This window comes from Gordonia sp. 'Campus', from assembly GCF_022206305.1.
GTDB lineage: Bacteria > Actinomycetota > Actinomycetes > Mycobacteriales > Mycobacteriaceae > Gordonia.
In genome coordinates, this window is the sequence record NZ_JAKOIW010000004.1 from 111,913 (window position 1) to 131,312 (window position 19,400).

General features: G+C 68.0%; 18 protein-coding genes. 4 read left to right on the forward strand and 14 right to left on the reverse strand.

Annotated elements, in window-relative coordinates:
- Window positions 1-10: 10 nt before the first annotated feature.
- Both MAY35_RS05950 and lepA read right to left on the reverse strand, forming a co-directional pair.
- Window positions 11-2,083 (reverse strand): M3 family metallopeptidase, encoded by a 2,073-nt coding sequence (locus MAY35_RS05950; protein WP_238419939.1) that lies wholly within the window; start codon window positions 2,081-2,083, stop codon window positions 11-13.
- Window positions 2,083-3,939, reverse strand: a complete 1,857-nt coding sequence (gene lepA, locus MAY35_RS05955; RefSeq protein WP_238420167.1) for a translation elongation factor 4 — start codon at window positions 3,937-3,939, stop codon at window positions 2,083-2,085. The genes MAY35_RS05950 and lepA overlap by 1 nt, the downstream gene beginning before the upstream one ends.
- Before the next feature lie 166 nt (window positions 3,940-4,105).
- On the opposite strand from lepA, the gene MAY35_RS05960 reads away from it, so the two are divergent.
- The gene (locus MAY35_RS05960) at window positions 4,106-4,771 is read left to right on the forward strand and encodes an alpha/beta fold hydrolase (protein ID WP_238420168.1); all 666 of its coding nucleotides are present in this window, start codon (window positions 4,106-4,108) and stop codon (window positions 4,769-4,771) included.
- 28 nt (window positions 4,772-4,799) lie between these two features.
- Window positions 4,800-5,279: a type II toxin-antitoxin system PemK/MazF family toxin gene (locus tag MAY35_RS05965; protein WP_238419940.1), complete on the forward strand. Its 480-nt coding sequence runs from the start codon at window positions 4,800-4,802 to the stop codon at window positions 5,277-5,279.
- Window positions 5,280-5,311: 32 nt separating this feature from the next.
- Here MAY35_RS05965 and MAY35_RS05970 read toward each other — a convergent pair whose 3' ends face one another.
- The 4 genes from MAY35_RS05970 to MAY35_RS05985 form a co-directional block, all read right to left on the reverse strand.
- Window positions 5,312-6,160 carry a transglutaminase family protein gene (locus MAY35_RS05970; protein ID WP_238419941.1) on the reverse strand — a complete coding sequence of 283 codons (849 nt, stop codon included), beginning with the start codon at window positions 6,158-6,160 and terminating at the stop codon, window positions 5,312-5,314.
- On the reverse strand, window positions 6,157-7,134 hold the full coding sequence (locus MAY35_RS05975) for an alpha-E domain-containing protein (protein WP_238419942.1): 978 nt from the start codon (window positions 7,132-7,134) through the stop codon (window positions 6,157-6,159). Before MAY35_RS05975 ends, MAY35_RS05970 begins: the two co-directional genes overlap by 4 nt.
- Window positions 7,131-8,933, reverse strand: a complete 1,803-nt coding sequence (locus MAY35_RS05980; protein ID WP_238419943.1) for a circularly permuted type 2 ATP-grasp protein — start codon at window positions 8,931-8,933, stop codon at window positions 7,131-7,133. Before MAY35_RS05980 ends, MAY35_RS05975 begins: the two co-directional genes overlap by 4 nt.
- 93 nt (window positions 8,934-9,026) lie before the next feature.
- Window positions 9,027-10,172 carry a sulfotransferase family protein gene (locus tag MAY35_RS05985; RefSeq protein ID WP_238419944.1) on the reverse strand — a complete coding sequence of 382 codons (1,146 nt, stop codon included), beginning with the start codon at window positions 10,170-10,172 and terminating at the stop codon, window positions 9,027-9,029.
- A 240-nt stretch (window positions 10,173-10,412) separates the two neighbouring features.
- Between MAY35_RS05985 and rpsT the strand changes: the two genes are divergently transcribed.
- Complete coding sequence (gene rpsT, locus MAY35_RS05990) at window positions 10,413-10,673, forward strand: 30S ribosomal protein S20 (RefSeq protein WP_238419945.1); 261 nt, start codon at window positions 10,413-10,415, stop codon at window positions 10,671-10,673.
- A gap of 117 nt (window positions 10,674-10,790) precedes the next feature.
- Here the strand turns inward: rpsT and holA are convergent, their stop codons facing one another.
- Window positions 10,791-11,759, reverse strand: coding sequence for a DNA polymerase III subunit delta (gene holA / locus MAY35_RS05995; protein WP_238419946.1), 969 nt, complete (start codon window positions 11,757-11,759; stop codon window positions 10,791-10,793).
- 160 nt (window positions 11,760-11,919) lie between these two features.
- Here holA and MAY35_RS06000 point away from each other — a divergent pair, with 160 nt between their 5' ends.
- Window positions 11,920-13,347 (forward strand): amino acid permease, encoded by a 1,428-nt coding sequence (locus tag MAY35_RS06000; RefSeq protein WP_238419949.1) that lies wholly within the window; start codon window positions 11,920-11,922, stop codon window positions 13,345-13,347.
- On the opposite strand, the gene MAY35_RS06005 is transcribed toward MAY35_RS06000, so the two are convergent.
- The 7 genes from MAY35_RS06005 to nadD all read right to left on the reverse strand — a co-directional run bounded on the left by MAY35_RS06005 (window position 13,333) and on the right by nadD (window position 19,396).
- Complete coding sequence (locus MAY35_RS06005; protein WP_238419950.1) at window positions 13,333-14,730, reverse strand: ComEC/Rec2 family competence protein; 1,398 nt, start codon at window positions 14,728-14,730, stop codon at window positions 13,333-13,335. The genes MAY35_RS06000 and MAY35_RS06005 overlap by 15 nt on opposite strands.
- 3 nt (window positions 14,731-14,733) lie before the next feature.
- On the reverse strand, window positions 14,734-15,744 hold the full coding sequence (locus MAY35_RS06010; protein WP_238419951.1) for a ComEA family DNA-binding protein: 1,011 nt from the start codon (window positions 15,742-15,744) through the stop codon (window positions 14,734-14,736).
- 115 nt (window positions 15,745-15,859) lie between these two features.
- The gene (locus MAY35_RS06015; protein ID WP_238419952.1) at window positions 15,860-16,720 is read right to left on the reverse strand and encodes a DegV family protein; all 861 of its coding nucleotides are present in this window, start codon (window positions 16,718-16,720) and stop codon (window positions 15,860-15,862) included.
- Between the two features lie 78 nt (window positions 16,721-16,798).
- Window positions 16,799-17,533 carry a diglucosylglycerate octanoyltransferase gene (gene octT / locus MAY35_RS06020; protein WP_238419953.1) on the reverse strand — a complete coding sequence of 245 codons (735 nt, stop codon included), beginning with the start codon at window positions 17,531-17,533 and terminating at the stop codon, window positions 16,799-16,801.
- Window positions 17,534-17,562: 29 nt separating this feature from the next.
- A complete protein-coding gene (locus MAY35_RS06025; protein ID WP_238419954.1) occupies window positions 17,563-18,276 on the reverse strand; it encodes a histidine phosphatase family protein in 714 nt (237 codons plus the stop codon).
- Window positions 18,273-18,635, reverse strand: coding sequence for a ribosome silencing factor (gene rsfS, locus MAY35_RS06030; protein ID WP_238419955.1), 363 nt, complete (start codon window positions 18,633-18,635; stop codon window positions 18,273-18,275). The genes MAY35_RS06025 and rsfS overlap by 4 nt, the downstream gene beginning before the upstream one ends.
- A gap of 14 nt (window positions 18,636-18,649) precedes the next feature.
- On the reverse strand, window positions 18,650-19,396 hold the full coding sequence (nadD, locus tag MAY35_RS06035) for a nicotinate-nucleotide adenylyltransferase (RefSeq protein ID WP_238419956.1): 747 nt from the start codon (window positions 19,394-19,396) through the stop codon (window positions 18,650-18,652).
- Window positions 19,397-19,400: the final 4 nt, after the last annotated feature.

The following is a 19,400-nucleotide window of genomic DNA, read 5'->3' on the forward strand; positions in this document are numbered from 1 at the left end:
CACACCCCGCTCAGGCCGCGAGCCCCCGGCGCCGCAGCAGGGGGTCTATCCTCGGTCGGCGGCCGATCAGGCCCTCGTGCGCAGCGAGCGGATCGACACTGTCGCCGCGGGAGAGAGTGGCGTCGGCGAAGCGCCGGCCGTTCTCGCGCTGCAGCCCGCCCTCGGCGAGGAACCACTGCTCGGTCTCGGCGTCGAGCACCTCCGACCAGATGTAGCTGTAGTACCCGGCGGAGTAGCCGCCGCCGAAGATGTGGTTGAAGTACGCACTCCGGTAGCGCGGTGGGATCAACTCGGTCCGCAGCCCCGCCGCGGTCAGCGCGTTCGCCTCGAACTCTTCCACGTCGGAGACGTTCGCGGCGTCCTCCACCGACAACCGGTGCCAGGCCAGGTCGAGCGAGGATGCGGCCAGGTATTCGATGGTGCCGTGGGCGGATTCGGCTCCGGCGGACTGCCTCGCGGCCTCGGCGAGCTCGGCCGGGATGGCCTCACCGGTCTCGTGATGACGGGCGTAATTGCCCAACACATCGGGGTGCAGCGCCCACATCTCGTTGACCTGCGAAGGGAACTCGACGAAGTCGCGTGGCACGGAGGTCCCGGACTGCGACGGGTACTCGACCGAGGAGAGCAGGCCGTGCAGCGCGTGTCCGAACTCGTGGAACAGCGTGGTCAGCTGGTCCATCGTCAGCAGGCACGGCCGGCCCGCATCGGGTTTGGTCAGATTCAGCACGTTGACGATGATGGGCTGGGTGTGCAGCACCGACGACTGGTCGACGATGTTGTTCATCCATGCGCCACCACGTTTCGACGGCCGCGCGTAGAAGTCGCCGAGGAACAGCCCGATGCCGGTACCCGCGTCGTCCCGCACCTCCCACGCCCGCACGTCCGGGTGGTACAGCGGCAGATCGGTCAGTTCGACGAAACGCAGGCCGTACAGCTTGTTCGCGGCGTGGAAGACCCCGCGTGTGAGGACCGTGTCCAGTTCGCAGTAGTCCGCGAAGTCGTCCAGCGGAACCGATGACGTCGCACGTCGCTCACGGTCGAGCCAATAAGTGAGGTCGGCGGCCCCGATCGTGGCGTCACCGGCGAACTCGGTCAGACGCGTCAGTTCCCGGCCGCCGGCACGCATCGCCGACGTGTTGAGTTCCCGGAGCATGTCGTCGACGGCGGCGGGGTTCGGAGCGGTCTGCTCGGCGATGACGAACTCCGCGTGATCGCGGTACCCGAGCAACTCGGCGCGCCGGGCACGCAACCGCACGATCTCGAGCACGAGGTCGCGGGTGTCGTGCGCGTTGCCCCGCGCGCAACGGTTGACCGACGCGTCGAAGACGCGTTGCCGCACCTCCGGTTTCGCCAGTTCGGTCAGCACCGATTGGCTGGTCGGCAGTTCCAGGGCCAGTAGGTACCCGGAGTCGTGGCCGGCTTCGGCTGCCGCTCGCCTGGCGGCGGCGATCTGCCCCGAGGAGAGACCGTCGAGGTCGGCGACATCGTCGACGAACACGGCGGAGTCGTTGGTGTCGTCGAGGATCTTCTGGGAGAACGTCGTCGTGAGATAGGCCAGGCGCGAGGCGATCTCACGCATCTCCCGCTGGTCGTCGGCGGGAAGTCCGGCGCCCGCGCGAACCGATTCCCGATAGCGCTTGTCGAGGAGCCGGCGCTGCGGCTCGGCCAGGTCGAGATCGTCGGCACGGTCGTGGAGATCGGAGATGCGTTCGAACAGAACCGGGTTCATCGCGACGGTGTTCGCATGATCGGTGAGGCGAGTGGAGAGCTCCTGCGAGATCTCGTTGCGCTGCGGGTTGGTGTCGGGCCCGACGAGGTTGAAGAAGATGCCCGCGGCACGGGCGAGGTCGCGACCGGACAGTTCCAGCGCCTCGACCGTGTTGGCGAACGTCGGCGGGTGGGTGTCCGAGGCGACCGCATCGACCTCCGCGAGGTGCGACGCCATCGCGGCCGTGAACGCGGGCAGGAAGTCGTCGTCGGAGATGGACGCGAAGTCCGGCAGGTCGAACGGCAGCGAGCTCGGTGCCAGGACCGGGTTCGGCGTCGAGTTGTCGTGTGCGGACAGGGTTTCGGCGCGGTCCATCACTTCCCCTTCGGCTTGTCACCCACCGCATCGGTGGAGAGCGCGGCCACGAACGCCTCCTGGGGCACCTCGACGCGGCCGATCGTCTTCATCCGCTTCTTGCCTTCCTTCTGCTTCTCGAGCAGTTTGCGCTTACGACTGATGTCACCGCCGTAACACTTCGCGAGCACGTCCTTGCGGATGGCCCGGATGTTCTCGCGGGCAATGATCTTGGAGCCGACCGCAGCCTGTACGGGCACCTCGAACTGCTGACGCGGGATCAGCTCTTTGAGCTTGATGGCCATGCGGTTGCCGTACGCGTAGGCGGCGTCCTTGTGCACGATCGCGCTGAAGGCGTCGACGGCCTCACCCTGCAGCAGGATGTCGACCTTGACGAGGTCCGCCTCCTGTTCGCCGGCCTCCTCGTAGTCGAGGCTGGCGTATCCGCGGGTTCTCGATTTGAGCGCGTCGAAGAAGTCGAAGATGATCTCCGCCATCGGCAGCGTGTACCGCAGCTCGACCCGGGTTTCGGACAGATAATCCATCCCCCCGAGCTCGCCGCGACGCGACTGGCACAGCTCCATGATGGCGCCGATGAACTCGCTCGGTGCGATCACCGTCGTCTTCACGATGGGTTCGTAGATGTGGCGGGTCTTGCCCTCGGGCCAGTCCGACGGGTTGGTGACCACGTGTTCGGAACCGTCCTCCATCACGACGCGGTACACCACGTTGGGTGCGGTCGAGATGAGATCCAGGTTGAACTCGCGCTCGAGTCGTTCGCGGGTGATCTCCATGTGCAGCAGGCCGAGGAAGCCACAGCGGAACCCGAATCCGAGGGCCACCGACGTTTCCGGCTCGAAGGTGAGCGCGGCGTCGTTGAGCTGCAGCTTCTCGAGAGCCTCACGCAAGACCGGGTAGTCGGAACCGTCGAGTGGGTACAGCCCCGAGTACACCATCGGCCGCGGCTCGCGGTAGCCCGTGAGCGCCTGCTCGGCGCCCCGGCGGGCGGTGGTGACGGTGTCGCCCACCTTCGACTGGCGGACGTCCTTCACCCCGGTGATGAGGTACCCGACCTCACCCACCCCGAGTCCCTTGGTCGGTTTGGGTTCCGGTGACACGATGCCGACCTCGAGGAGCTCGTGCGTCGTACCGGTCGACATCATCAGGATCTTCTCGCGGGGAACGATCCTCCCGTCGACCACGCGCACGTAGGTGACCACGCCGCGGTAGGTGTCGTAGACGGAGTCGAAGATCATCGCGCGCGCGGGCGCGTCGGCGTCGCCGACCGGTGCGGGGACCGAACGGATCACCTCGTCGAGCAACTCGGTGACCCCGACGCCCGTCTTGCCCGACACCCGCAGCACGTCTTCCGGCTCACATCCCACGATGTGCGCGAGTTCGGCGGCGTAACGGTCGGGATCGGCGGCGGGCAGGTCGATCTTGTTCAGCACCGGGATGATGGTGAGGTCGTTCTCCATCGCGAGGTACAGGTTGGCCAGCGTCTGGGCCTCGATGCCCTGCGCGGCGTCGACCAGGAGCACGGCACCTTCGCACGCCTCCAGCGCGCGCGAGACCTCGTAGGTGAAGTCCACGTGACCGGGGGTGTCGATGAGGTGCAGGACATAGTCTTCATCGCCCTCCGCCGAGGACACCGTCCACGGCAGGCGCACGTTCTGAGCCTTGATGGTGATGCCGCGCTCCCGCTCGATGTCCATCCGGTCGAGGTACTGCGCCCGCATCTGCCGCTCTTCGACGACACCGGTCAGCTGCAACATCCGGTCGGCCAGGGTCGATTTGCCGTGGTCGATGTGCGCGATGATGCAGAAGTTCCGGATGCGCGCCGGGTCGGTGAAGGTTGTGTCGGCGAAGGTGGGAATGGGAACTACTCCTCGAGACGTACAGCTGTGTGGGACCGAACTGTGTGGGGGTACCGACTTGGGGGTACCCGACGGGGACAAGGTTTACCATCAGTTTCTCATGCGAGCCGCGACTCGCGCCCACGGCCACGTCTGCGACGACCCTCGACGCACGCCGGGCGATACGGTGGCAGTCGTGTCCGACTCCTCCGTCACCACCATCGAGAACGACGACGTCGCCGCCGACGTGCACCGACCGGTCACCGCCGCCCGGGCCACGATCGTTCTCGCGCACGGCGCGGGCGGCAACCGCAACGCCGTCATCCTCCGCGCGCTGGCCGACGAGCTGTGCGATCGAGGGTTCGTCGTGGCGCGCATCGACCTGCCCTACCGGCGACGCCGGCCCAAGGGACCGCCCAGCCCATCCACCTCTCCCGCCGACCGCGACGGCATACGTGCCGCATGCGCGGCGTTCCGCACCGAATCCGACGGCCCCCTGTTCGTGGGCGGTCACTCCTACGGCGGCCGACAGGCGTCGATGGCGGTCGCCGAGGACGGCACCGGCCTCGCCGACGGCCTGCTGCTCACCTCGTATCCGCTGCATCCGCCCGGCAAGCCCGACGGGTTGCGCACCGAGCACCTGCCGTCGATCGACGTGCCGACCCTCGTCGTACACGGCAGCACCGACCCGTTCGGCACCACCGAGGAGATGGCCGACGCCATCGCGCTCATCCCCGGTCCCACCCGCATCGTCGAGCTGGAGAAGGTCGGACACGACCTGAATCCGAAGAAGAAACCCACCGCGACCCTGACCGCGGACGCCGTCGACGACTTCCTGATGTCCGCCCAATGACCCCCACCGTGACCGAGGAGACCCGTTCGTGACGAGCCGCAGCATGCGCTCCGCCATCCGCCCGACCGCCGAGCTGGCGCGTCACATCAGCTACTCGCCCGATCTGGACGGTGACGCCGATCCCGGCGAGATCGTATGGACCTGGGTCGCCTACGAGGACGATCCGAACCAGGGCAAGGACCGGCCGGTGCTCGTGGTGGGGCGCGACGGCGGCCCAACCGACGAGGAATCAGCCGACGAGGAATCAGCCGACGGGGAATCAGCCGACGACGGACTGGCCGGCAACGTGCTGGGTCTCATGCTGTCGAGCAAGGACCACCACGGTGAGGGCAACTGGTTCGCCGTCGGGTCGGGCTCCTGGGACTCGCAGAACCGGCCGAGTTCCGTGCGGCTCGACCGGGTGCTCGTCGTCGACGCCGACGGAATCCGTCGCGAGGGCGCCGTACTCGACCAGCGGCGCTTCGATGCGGTCGCGGAGCAACTGCGCGACCGATACGGCTGGCGGTAGCAGGCTCCCCGTGAGCAGGCTCCGGATCTCGCTCAGGCGAGTCGCGTGATCTCCACGATCACATCGAGATCCGTGGCGCCGCCCCCGGTGTAGATGCCCTTCAGCGGAGACACATCCGCGTAGTCGCGGCCGACACCCACCGAGACGTGCTGTTCGGTGATCGGGGTGTCGTTGGTCGGGTCGTATCCCCACCAGCCGCCCGTCCAGGCCTCGATCCAGGCGTGACTCTGTCCCTGCACGGCCTTGTCGACGGTGGCATCGGGTTCGGGATGCAGATAGCCGGAGACGTACCGGGCCGGGATGCCCAGACCGCGCAGCATCAACAGTGTCAGGTGCGCGTAGTCCTGGCACACCCCTTTGCGATCGCTCCACGCGTCGACCGCGGTGGTGTGCACACCCGTCGTGCCGGGGACGTACTCCATCTCGGTGTAGATGAAGCGGCACACGGCCTCGACGGCCTCCTGGGGATTCAGGCCCTTGGTCACCTTCTTCGCGGTCGAGAGCAGCTGCCGGTTCCGTGCGACGAACTGTGTGTACGACAGCATCTCGTCGTAGCGGTCCTTGACGGCCTCGCTGTTGATGTCGTCCCACGACACCTGATCGTCCTCGGCCGGACGCACACCGCGGTCGGTCTCCACGACAGACAGGCCCGACACCTCGAGTTCCTCATGCGGCGCGTGCAGGTCGAACGCGGTGACCGCCGTGCCCCAGTAGTCGGTGTAGCGGTACGACCTCGTGGCGGGCACCGTTTCGACGCGGTTGACGATGACGTTCTGCCGCGCGTCACTGCGCGGTGTCAGCCGGGCTTCGTTGTACGACGAGGTGACCGGACTGTGGTAGGCGAATCCGGTGGAATGGACGACGCGCAGACGCCAGCTCACAGCTCACTCTCCTCGATGATCTGGCCCTCGCTCGCGCGGGCATCGGCCCACGAGACATACGGCGACACATGGAAATACTGCTTGGTGACCGCTTCGTTGACCGCCCGGCACGTGTCCTGCAGGTCGACGAGGCGGTCCTGGAGATCGTCGAGCAGCTTCCCCGGTTCGAGGAACTCCAGCGAGCTCCGCGCGCGACCGAGGAGCAGCTGGGCCTCGGCCTGGGCGCCGACACGGCTCGGTCCCTTCTCGAGTTGGCCGAGGTTGCGTTCGGCGACACTCAGCGCATGGAAGATCGACCGCGGGAACAGTCGGTCGAGGAGCATGAACTCGACGATGTTCTCCGCGTCGAGCACCCCGCGGTAGGTACGCAGGAACGTGTCGTGCCCACCCGCGGACACCAGCACGTTGACCCAGGCGGGCGACGACGTGCGATCCCCCGCGCGCGACAACAACATCCGGATCGTCATGTCGACGCGCTCCACCGAACGCCCGAGCAACAGGTACCGGTATCCGTCGTCGTGACTCAGGGTGGCGTCGGCGAGTCCGGCGAACATCGCCGCCCGGTTCTTGACGTAGGAGAGGAACTCATGCGGACCCAGGCGACGGGAGCGTCGCTCGGCGCCGTCGAGACCGTTGTAGGTGGTGTTCAGACACTCCCACAACTCGCTGGACGTGACCTCACGTGCGCCGCGGGCGTTTTCACGCGCCGCGCGGATGAGATCGACGATCGACCCCACCGCGTCGGCGTCGTAGGCCACGCGCTCGGTCAGCGACCAGACGTCGAGTTCCTCGTCGGTCTCCGGCGCTGCGAGGCCCAGCACCTGGATGATCAGCCGCGCCTGACGGTCCACGTCGACGGTCGTGTCCTCGAGTAGTTGATGGATCGCGACGTCGAGGATGCGCGCCATGTCGTCGGCGCGTTCGACATAGCGGCCGATCCAGTACAGGGATTCGGCGTTGCGCGCCAGCATCATCGGACGTCACCGCCTTGTTGCTGCTGCGTCATGGCGCCCAGCTGTTGCTGCTGAGACATGGTGCCCTGCTGCTGTTGCTGGGTCTGGGTGTGCACCGGGTCGGGCGCGCTCTCGGCCGGCCGTGCCGCGGCGACGCCGCTGGTGGTCACGACCTTGGCGCCGGACAGTTCGCGATCACCTTCGGAGCTACGCGAGGCCAGGACCCAGGTATCCTTGGAACCGCCACCCTGACTGGAGTTCACGACCAGCGATCCCTCGGGCAGCGCCACGCGGGTGAGGCCGCCGGGCAGCACCCACACCGACTCACCGTCGTTCACGGCGAAGGGTCGCAGGTCCACATGGCGCGGACGGATGTCGTCGCCGATCTTCGTGGGGACCGTCGACAGCTGCACCACCGGCTGGGCGATCCACCCGCGCGGATCGTTGCGAACCTTCCGCGCCAACGCATCCAGTTCGGCGCCCGTGGCGTCCGGGCCGAACACGATGCCGTAACCCCCGGACCCCTCAACGGGTTTCACCACGAGCTCGTCGATGCGATCGAGGACTTCCTCGCATTCCTCCGGCAACCAGCACCGCAGCGTGTCCACGTTCTGCAGACTCGGCTTCTCGCCGAGGTAGTACTGGATGATCTCGGGCACATAGGTGTAGATCAGTTTGTCGTCGCCGACGCCGTTGCCGACGGCACTGGAGATCACCACGTTCCCGGCGCGTGCGGCGTTGAGCAGCCCGGCCACCCCGAGCATCGAATCGGGCCGGAACTGCATCGGATCGAGGTAGTCGTCGTCGATGCGTCGATAGATGACGTCGACCCGCTGCTCACCTTCGGTGGTGCGCATGTAGACGATGTTGTCGCGGCAGAAGAGGTCACGCCCCTCGACCAGCTCCACGCCCATCAGGCGGGCGAGCAGCGAGTGCTCGAAGTAGGCCGAGTTGGCGACTCCCGGTGTGAGCACGACGATGTTGGGGTCGGCCTCGTTGAATGCCGCCGACGCGCGCAGGGCGCGCAGCAGATGACTCGGGTAGTCGGCGACCGCACGCACCCGATGCTTGGAGAACAGATCCGGGAACACCCGGGCCATGGCCCGACGGTTCTCGAGGACGTAGGACACCCCCGACGGGGAGCGGAGGTTGTCCTCCAGCACCCGGAAGTCACCGTTCTCGTCACGGATGAGGTCGATGCCGGCGACGTGGATTCGAACACCGTTGGGCGGGCGGATGTTTGCCGCCTGGCGGTGGAAGTGCTCGCAGGAGTGGACGAGCCGCTTGGGCAGTACGCCGTCGCGCAGGATCTCCTGCTCGCCGTAGATGTCGTCGAGGAACAGTTCGAGCGCCTGGACACGCTGGGTGATGCCGGCCTCGAGCTTGCTCCACTCCGCGGCCGAGATCACGCGCGGCACAACGTCCAACGGAAACGGGCGCTCTTTGCCCGACAGCGAGAAGGTGACACCTTGATCGAGGTAGGCCCGACCCAGCGCCTCGACGCGCGCCTCCACGAGGTCGGACTGATCCTCGTCGGCCATGGCCTTGTAGATGCCGCGGTACGGGGTGCGCACCTCTCCGGCGGCATCGAACATCTCGTCATATGCCTTGCCGTACGGCCCTTTTGCATATCCGGCGAAGTTGCCGGTGAAGTTGTCCGCGGACGTCGACTTCGCCGACTTCCCGCCCGAGCCAGAGCCTTTCGCCGCGCCGGCACGGCCGGACGCCGCCCGGCCTGATGAGTTCGGTGATGCCGCTTTGGCGGCTGCGGACTTACGCGCCGCCTTCTTGGCGGGCGCACTGGTCGATGCGGGGGTCATAAACTGCCATGGTGCTACAAATCGTCGGGATCGGCAGGACGTCGACCGGCCGTGTCACGTGCGGACTTTCCCGGCACCTCGCGGCCGGGAGGATCAGCGCGACCGGCGTGCGGCGATCATACGCCGCTTGACTCGACGCAGGACGTTTGCCGCTCGCGTTCGTGCTCGCGGGCCGACCTTCGGCAGCGGAGCCGCGAGCACCATCGCCGCGACCGTGTCGAGGGCGACATCGAGCACCGCGGTGTCCGTGGGCGCCGGGACGTCGGATGCCACGTGCTGCGGCGACACGGCGAGATCGGTCAGATCACCGACGACGTCGTATCCCGCCGCCCGCACCGCGTCGACCATGCGCTCGGACTGGCCGGCCGCCCACTGGCGGTGCTTCGCGGAGAGTCCCTGGGGTGGGCCCGAGGGCGCCTCGAACAGGATCTCGCCGATCAGCTGACCCTTGATGATCCGCTCGTATCGGCGCCATTCGATGACGTCGGGCTGCAAGCGGCGGTTGAGGCCGCGGAGGAATTCGGCCTGCGCCGCCGAGAGCGAGCTGTTGAGACTCGGCACCGGAATGCGCAGCGGTGTCGGATCGATCTCCATGACCCGCAGGAACCGATCCCAGAGCGTGTCACCGGCAGGGGCCCCGCGACCCGGCACGGTCACGACGTGAACCCGTTCGGGACCGACGCACCGCGCCCAGCGCTCGAGGATGCCGATGTAGTCCTGGAACTCCCAGAAGGGTTCCTCCTCGATCGGTTCGCCGCCGACGGGCGCTCCGTGCGCAAGTCCCCCGGCGGCGTAGGCCACCGAATCGACGAACTCGTCGAACGAGGCCCGGCGCTGGTTCTTGACGTTCTCCTGCCACACCGACGGGAGCTGACGCGCCAGATCCCGGACCGTCGCGATGACATGGACCTCGTCGGCGAAGGACAGATCGGCCATCAGGCGCTCGATCTGCTCGCCGGTCGCCGTGCTGTACAGCTCGTGTGACAGCAGGGAGATCTGCGGCCAAGCACGGATCTGCCCCAGCATCTTCGGCCACGTCCCGGCGAAGGCCGGGTCCACCCAGTCCAGGTAGCGCTCGGGTTGCAGGTGGACGGCGGCGTGGAAGTGATCGGAGATCACATTGCCCGGATAGAGCAGTCCGGACGACTGCAGGGCCAGGTCGCGGTTTCGCCAGAGGCGATCCTGCAGATGCGTGGTGCCGGTCTTCGGCAGGCCGATGTGTACGTAAACGACGGACATGATGCGTCCACCGTAGACATAAGTTCACGATGATTCTTAGTGCCCTCGGGCACTGCCGGGCCGGGCCGTCGCGCGGATTTTGGGCTGGATGAGCCGACTGGTAATGTGGTCCGCTGTTGCGGTGATGCCGCGGAGACTCTTCGCGTGCCGACACCGCCCGGTGCGAGCAGGGCCATCTCGGTCACCGCCCGACCACGAACAGACAGACATATCCACCAGCAACGACAGAGGTAGACACGCGTGGCAAACATCAAGTCTCAGATCAAGCGCAATCGCACCAACGAAGCGAACCGCCAGCGCAACCAGTCGGTGAAGTCGGCGCTCCGTACCGCGATCCGCAGCTTCCGTGAGGCTGTCGAGTCCGGCGACAAGGACAAGGCCGCCGAGCTCGGCCAGACCGCGAGCCGCAAGCTCGACAAGGCTGCCAGCAAGGGTGTCATCCACGCCAACCAGGCAGCCAACAAGAAGTCGGCCATCGCTCTCGCGGTCAACAAGCTCTGATCTGAGCCTGCCCGGCCCCGGCCGGACCGTCGGCACCGCCGACATATCTTCATATCCTCTTCGCTCACCCCGGCAGCATCCACGCGGTTGCCGGGGTGATCGTCGTTCGCCAGGCCGTCAGCTCCGACGACGCCCGTCGGGTCTGAGGTCTGCGACGGCTGCAACGGCGTGGGTGAGGCTGTAGTCGGGGTCCGCGGCCTGACCCTTCACGTCGGCGTTGAGCGCGGCGACCACGCCGACGGCCCGCGCGATCGATTCCGAATCCCACGCCTTGGCCTTGGCCTGGACGTTCTTGACCCGGTTCGGCGGCATGCCCAATTCGCTCGCCGCGGCGAAGTGATCGATCGACCCCATGGGCCGGACCCGCGCGATGGCATGCACGGCCTCGGCAAGGGCGTCGGCGAGCAGCACGCGCGGAACGCCGTGGTGCAGCGCCCAGGCCAGCGATTCGAGTGCTCCCGCCCGGTCGCCGGTCACCGCACGGTCGGCGACCTCGAAGCCGGTGACCTCTGGGCGCCCCTGGTAGTACAACCGCACGGTGTCGCGGTCCACCTTCCCGCCGGTGTCGGCGACGAGCTGGGCGCAGGCAGCAGCCAGCTCGCGCAGTTCGAAGCCGACCCCCTCGACGACCTGCTCGACCACCTCTGCGCTGACCTTCACGCCGAGTGCGCGGAACTCGTTGCGTACGAAAGCCATCCGATCCGACGGCCACTTCGGCGCAGCTGTCGCGTGTTCGACCGCGCCCGCCTTCTTCAGCGCGGGCACCATCGACTTGGCCCGTCCGCCTCCGTGGTGCACCACCATCAGGGTGATGCCCTCGGGCAGCGAGGACGCGGTCGCGGTCAGGAGCGCCGCGGGCTCTTTGCCCGCGTCGGCCGCGGCCTCGACGACGACGACCCGTTCCTCGGCGAACAGCGACGGGCTCAGCAACTCGGCGAGCTCGTGCTCGCTCACGTCGCCCGCACGCACCCGGGTCACCGGGACCGGAATACCCGCCTCCGTCGACGCGGCCTCGGCGACGGCGGAGATCACCCGACCGGTCAGGAAGTCGTCGTCTCCGAGCAGCAGGTGCAGGCGTTCGGTCACGCGCCAATGGTGCCAGATGCCCCCGACGACGGTGAGACGGACGCGACCGCAATCGAATACGACAAACTGGACACCCGCGTCAGGTGCGTGAATTCCCTCGCTCACCGCTCGCTACCGTGAGATCCGCCAGAGTTCCATCAGCGGATCAGGAGACGTCCACGTGACAGTCGAGCACCCCGGCACCGAGACAGGTGCGGACACCGACGAGGGGTATCAGCGCGGGCTGACCGCGCGCACGGTCCAGATGATCGCGATCGGTGGCGCCATCGGCACCGGCCTGTTCTACGGTGCGGGCGGGGCCATCGAGAAGGCGGGGCCGGCACTCATCCTCGCGTACGCGCTCGCCGGGCTGGCCATCTTCATCGTGATGCGTGCCCTGGGCGAGCTCCTCATCTACCGCCCCATCTCCGGCGGCATCAGTGAGTACGCCGACGAGTTCCTCGGACGGTTCGCGGGATTCAGTCAGGGCTGGACCTACTGGGCGGTGTGGACGACGACCTGCATGGCGGAGATCACCGTCGCCGGCAAGTACATCAACTACTGGTGGCCGTCGATACCGGTGTGGGTGACCGCCCTGGTCGCCCTGGTCATCCTGTTCGGCGCCAACCTGATCTCCGTCGGGGTGTTCGGTCGCGCCGAGTTCTGGTTCTCGGCGATCAAGGTGACCGCCATCCTGGGCATGATCATCGTCGGTATCGGGGTGCTCCTGCCGATCGCCGGCCTGGGCCCCGAATCCGGGCCGTCGGTGACGAACCTCTGGAACGACGGTGGCTTCTTCGCCACCGGATTCAGCAACGCCATGCTCAGCCTGCAGATCGTGATGTTCGCCTACGTGGGCGTCGAACTCGTCGGCGTCACGGCGGGCGAGGCGCAGAATCCACGGGTGACGCTCCGCAAGGCGATCAACTCCGTCCCCTTCCGCATCGGCATCTTCTATGTCGGGTCGCTGTTCGTCATACTCTCGGTGCGCAGCTGGAAAGACTTCCAGGCGGGCCAGAGTCCGTTCGTCTCCGTGTTCTCCTACATCGGCATCCCGGGCGCGGCCGGCATCGTCAACTTCATCCTGCTGACCGCCGCGCTCTCGTCGTGCAACTCGGGTATCTACTCCACCGGTCGTATGCTGCGCTCCCTCGCCCACACCGGCGACGCCCCCCGCCAGTTCACCAAGCTGTCGAACCGGAAGGTCCCGGCCGCGGGCATCGCCCTCAGCGCCGCCGTGATGGCGATCGGCGTCGTGGTGAACGTGATCGACCCCGAACACGCCTTCGCCTACATCACCGCGGTCTCGACGGTCGGCATCATCGTCATCTGGTCGACGATCCTCATCTGCCAGATGGCCTACCGCCGCAAGGTGGCACGCGGTGAGCTCCCCCGGTCGGACTATCGGGTCCCGGGAGCCCCGGTGACGACCTGGCTCGCGCTCGCCTTCCTCGCCCTCGTCTTCGTCCTGCTGTTCTTCGACCACGACGGCCGGATCGCTCTAGTGGTCGGCGCGGTGTGGTTCTCCGCCGTCGGCATCGGGTACCTGGCGTGGAACCGCGCCGCGGGGCGGCCTGCCCAATCCGGGGACCGCCTAATCGAACGGTGACGGGACGTCCACACTCGCCCAACTCACCCCACCGAGGGTGCGCGCGCACCACACCATCCACCAGAGTTCGGGTGCGAGCGCCCGTATCAGCAGTTCCGCGACGAGGGCGCCGGGGCCGTCCGGCGGCCCGATCGCGCCGATCAGCGCGGCGAGCGTGCCGACCACGCTGATGACCGCCACCACCGGGGCGACGAGAACGTTGGCGACGATCCCGACGACGGAGAACCGCCCGGTGACGGCCACGACGATGGGTGCGGTCACCACCTGAGCGGTCACGGCCATCGCGATCACCTCGGCGACGCCCGGCGGACAACGCCACTGTCTCAGCCGATCACGGAGACGCGGTGCCCAGATGACGATCGCGCAGGTCGCGGCGACCGACAGCGCGAACCCCGGTTGCAGGGCGAGCTCGGGCCACCACAGCAGACCGCCGACCACCGCCGCGCCCAGTGCCGGAAACGACTGTGCCCGTCGTGATGTGAACAGAGCGAGGACACCCACCGCTCCCATCAGCGCGGCGCGCAGCACACTCGGCGAGGGTCGGACGAGAATGACGAACCCGACGATCACCACCAGGCCGGCGATCGCGGCCACCCGCGGCGGCACACCTACGCTCCGGACCACGAGAAGTGCCGCGCCACAGACGATGGCGAAGTTGCTGCCGCTGACCGCCGTGAGGTGGCTCAACCCGGCGTCGCGGAAGTCTTCCCGCAGCTGTTCGTCCAGTGCGCTTTCGTCGCCGAGGACGAGACCCGGCAACAGGCCCGCCGATTCCGGCCCCAGCCCGCGCGCGGCCACTGTCCGCAACCGCTCCCGGATCGCCCCCGCACCGAGCTCATAGGCGGGCGGACCGCCCACCGTCCGCGGTTCTTGCGCGGTCAGGCTTGCGACGAGCAGCGAATGATCCGGCGGGGGCCGGACACGAACCACCGCGACGACACGTTGCCCCGGCAGCAGACCCAGCCATGCCCTCGCGTCACCCATCAGCTCCGCCGGCGCCTCCGGAACGGGCCGGGCACCGACCTGCTCGACGTCGACGCGCACCCGGGCGCGGCCCGTCCGCGGACCGCCGACAGGCGTCGGGTCGCCGCGCAGCGTCATGACCACCGTCGCCTTTCCGGATTCCGCGCGCAGCGGATGATCGGCGCGCGCCTCCTGCCTCAGTGACAGCGACGTCGCACACATCGCGGCCAGCCCGGCCGCGACGACGACCAGACCGATGGTCTCCCAGCCGATTCGGCCCATCACGCACGCGCCGGTGCCCACCACCGCGATAGCCCCGGCGCCGACCGCGAGACCGATGGTCGTCGCGGACGACGCGAGCAGACCCGCAGCGGTCACCGACCAGACCACCACGGCCGGCAACAACAGCCGGAAGTCCATCCGTCAGACCGTCACGAGGTCGCGAAGCCTGGCCAGGCGCGCGGGACCGATCCCGTCGACCTCGGCGAGCTGGTCCACGGAAGCGAAGCGGCCGTTGGATTCTCGCCACGCGAGGATCGCCTTGGCGGTCACCGGCCCGACGCCCGGCAGGTCGTCGAGGTCGGCCTCTGTCGCGGTGTTCAGGTTCACGAGGCCGCCCGCTCCGCCGGGCGGATCAGCAACGCCCGCACCATCCGCCGGTGCGCCCGACCCGGCGGATCCGCCCGGCGTCGCAGGCGAACCCGATGCGCCGACGACCGCGCTGCGCAACGACATCCGACCCTCACCACCGGAGTAGCCGACGAGGATCTGATCACCGTCGCGAAGCACCTGCGCGAGGTTCAGCGACAGCAGATCGGCGTCCCTGCGCGCGCCGCCCGCACGGTCGATCGCCTCCGCAACCCGCGCTCCTGCCGCGAGGCGTACGAGGCCCGGCTTGTTCACCAGGCCGACGACACTGACCACCATCGGGGACGGAGTCGACGGAACGGGCGCAGAAGTACCGCCCTGGGGCGTCGGGAGCGACGACGATCCGGCGACCGCTCCGAAATCCACCACCGGCGCCGTGTCAGCACCCCGGAAGAGACCGAAAGCCGCGACAGTACAGGCGATCACGCCGACGGCGATGAGCGCGATGGCCGCCGGGGGTGCCACCGCGAAACGTCGCCGGTCGACGACACCATCGTCGCCGGGGTCGTCGTCATGGTCGTATCCCGCACGCCCGCCCGAGGAACGGTCCGTAGTGTCGAGCCAGGTGGGCATACCACCTATCCCCCACCCCGGATGGTCGGGCTCCGGCTCGACCGATCCCGGATCGACGACTCCTGGGACGGGCGCACCCGGTTCCTCGCCTTCAGCTGCGCCATGAGATGGAAAGCCATCGAGGTCAGATGACGTCGACTCGGCTCGACGGCCTGGGGACTCCACCCTCGGCCCGAGTCTGTCCAGTGGACTCCGCCGGCCTGTTGCGCTCATGAGGCCACACGCTAGGCGCGCCGCACGTCGTCACCGGACGAGTCCGGTCATGGCCACCGCAATCTGTGGACGGTTCGCAACCCTGTGGATGGGCCGCTGAGTGCTGCGCCGCTCCTCAGGCGGTGTCGAGGCCCTCGATCGGGTCCAGGTGGGCGGCCAGGACGATGCCGACTGCGCCGGGACCCACATGACTTCCCAGAATCGGGCCCAGGTCGACGGTCAGCTCGGAGGTGACGACCCGCAATCGGCCGTGCACCGCGGCACGCAGTTCCTCGGCGACGTCCGGGCTCTGACAGTGCTGGATGCCGACGGTGACCGCACGTCCGCCGGCCGAGTCGACCGCGGCGTCGACCATCTTGTCCAATGCCTTGGAGAACGTACGGTGTCGCTCCCTCAGCGTGAGGGTGCCGTCGACCATGTGCAGGATGGGTTTGATCGACAGGGCCGACCCGAAGAGTTTGCCGGCCGCGCTGATCCGTCCGCTGTTGCGGAGGTTGTCGAGTTGCTGCACGCACAGCAGCGAATCGACCGTCGCCGCCTGGCGGATCGCGGACTCGTAGACCCGATCGCGATCGGCACCGCCCGCTGCTGCCTGCGCCGCGGCGATGGTGGTGAAACCCACTGCCAGACCGACGGATCGGGAATCGACGACGCGCACCTTGCCGGAGAACTTCTCCGCGGCCATCCGGGCCGAACTCCAGGTGCCGGACAATCGCCGCGACATGTGCACCGCGACCACCCCGTCGCCCGCACTGTCCTCGAGCGCGGCCTCGAAATACTCCGCGAGGTCGTTCGGATTGGCGCCCGAGGTCGTCACTCCGGGGGTCGTCACGATGTCGGCGGGGATGTCGTCGACACCCTCGCGATAGTCCTTGTCCTCGACGTTGACGTGCAGGGGGACCTGCCGGATTCCGTAGTGCTCGGTGACCGACCGCGGCAACCGGGACGAGGAGTCTGTGACGACGACGACAGGCACGGGTCTACGTTAACCGGTTCACGCGACGGCCCCGACACGGGAGTCGACTCGCTCGGCGCCACCAGGGGCTCCGGCCACTCACCCGCGAAGGGCGGCCTCGACGACCGGGATCACCCGATCGGCGATCTGCCGATGACACGCGAACCCCCAGTGGATGCCGTCGGGGTTCATCTCGGCGCCCGGATCGTCGAACGAGTCGCGGGTCGTCGGGTAGAAGTCGACGCACGGCAGGTCGTGGTCGGCAGCCCAGCGCGCCATGGCGGCGGTGGTGGGGATTCGACCCGTATGGACGTAGCCGTAATACGGGCTGCGATGCGTCGGCGGCAGACACACGACGACGGGCAGGTCCGGACGCAGGTGTGTGAGCGCCTCCCGGATCTTCTCGAGGTACTCGACCGTGACCCCGGGCGGCAGTGCCAACGGCCAACCGAGACGGGAGCCGCGCGGCTGCACCCACGCGTAACCGTCCCGAATCCACTGCCGCAGCCGGTTCGGACGGACGTACCGGATCTGTTCGCGGAACGCGGTCGGCAGCGGCGACGGCAGGGTGTCCATCCCGCCGAAGGCGAGGACCACGACATCGGCGTGCGGCACCGTCGCCCAGATGTTCGGGTCCTGCGTCAGCGCCCACCACACATCCCGACTCGTCCACCCGATCCGCCCGAACAGACGCACCGGACGCCCCAGATCGGCGCCGACGAGCGAAGGCCAGATGTTCGGATCGTCCGCAGGCAGCCCGCCTTTCGGCCCGTAGTAGGCCAACGAATCCGACAGCACCAGGATGCTGCGCCGGTCCGTTCCGGACACATTCACGGGCCGGTCCCCACGGGGTGCTGGGTCGGTCACTGCACCGCGGGGTCGGAATCCTCGGCCGAGGCGTTCCACACGTCGAGCCGCCAGCGCGGGAGCTCACCCGGCTTGGCGTGACCCGACAACTGGACCCAGCTGGTGTTCGCGAGGCCACCGAGGGCGGGCCAGTTCTCCACCGGCAGACCGAGCAGTGCCGCCGTCATCGCGGCGATGACCCCGCCGTGTGCGACGAGTACGACAGGAGCCTCGGCGCTGTCTCCGACACCCCACTCCGGTAGCTGCTCGATGAGTTCGTCGACCAGCGGGGTGGCCCGCTGGGCCACGTCCACACGACTCTCCCCGCCCGGCGGCGTCCAGGTGGCGTCGTCGCGCCAGACCGCACGCGCCCCGGGCATGACATCGTCGACGTCCAGATGGGTGAGGCCCTGCCACTCGCCGAGATGCGTCTCACGCAGCCGCACATCGGTTGTCACCGGCAGACCGGTGCGCTCGGCCAGCGCTTGCGCGGTGTCGCGGGCCCGGCGCAGATCCGACGACCAGATCACCAGCGGCTGACGCTTCGCGAGCTCGACGGCCGCCGAGTTCGCCTGCCGCACACCGAGCTCGGAGAGGTCGGTATCGAGCTGACCTTGCATCCGGCTCGCCGCGTTGTACTCGGTCTGCCCGTGGCGCAACAGGATCAGCCGACGGACGATGGGGGTCAGCCGCTCGACAGCGGTGTCGTGCGAATCCGGACCGCCACTCACGAGAGTCCGTCCACCTCGATGACCGGGCAGTCCTTCCACAGGCTCTCCAGCGCGTAGAAGCGCCGTTCATCCGTGTGCTGGATGTGCACGACGATGTCGGCATAGTCCAGCAGCGCCCAACGACCCTCGCGGGTGCCCTCTCGACGGAGCGGCTTGTGTCCGGCCTCCCGCAGCTTCTCCTCGACCTCGTCGACGATCGAATTGACCTGTCGCTCATTGTCCGCCGAGGCGATGACGAAGGCGTCGGTGATGACCAACTGCTCCGACACATCGATCACGGTCACCTCATGGGCGAGCTTCTCGGCAGCGGCCAGTGCCGCCACCTTCGCCATCTCGATTGCTTCCGCTGACGCAGTCACTCAAGTCCTCTCGTTCACTTGTCGCTTGTCTCGCCCACGCGCCGAATCGATTCGGCGGCTTCGGGGTCATGCTTCTCGGGGCGGTTGGCACCGGGGAGGGCCGGGGCGGACACACCCGGTGACGACGCGCGTGCCGCGCGATACAGCTTGCGCTTCGCGATGTACTGCACGACGCCGTCGGGGACCAGGTACCAGACCGGCCGCCCCTGCGATGCCCGCGTGCGGCATTCGGTGGACGAGATCGCGAGCGCCGGGATCTCCAGCAGGTGCAGGGTGTCCTCGGGCATCGCCTCGAGATGGTGGGCCAGGTGTTTGGCGTCGAGCTCGTATCCCGGGCGGCTCACCCCGACGAACCTGGCGAGGCCGAACAGTTCTTCCCAGTCCTGCCACGAGAGGATCGATTCGAGCGCGTCGGCGCCGGTGATGAAATACAGCTGCGCATCCGGAAGCAACGCCCGCAGGTCGCGCAAGGTGTCCACGGTGTAGGTGTCGCCGTCGCGGTCGATGTCGACACGGCTCACGCTGAACTGCGGATTGGAGGCCGTGGCGATGACGGTCATCAGGTAGCGGTCCTCGGGTGGACTCACCGTGGTGAGTTCGCCGATCTTCTGCCACGGACGACCCGTCGGGACGAAGATGACCTCGTCGAGCGCGAACCGGTGAGCGACCTCGCTCGCCGCCACGAGGTGACCGTTGTGGATCGGATCGAACGTGCCACCCATGACACCTATACGGCGCGCGCGAGGGCGGTCGGGTGACATGGAC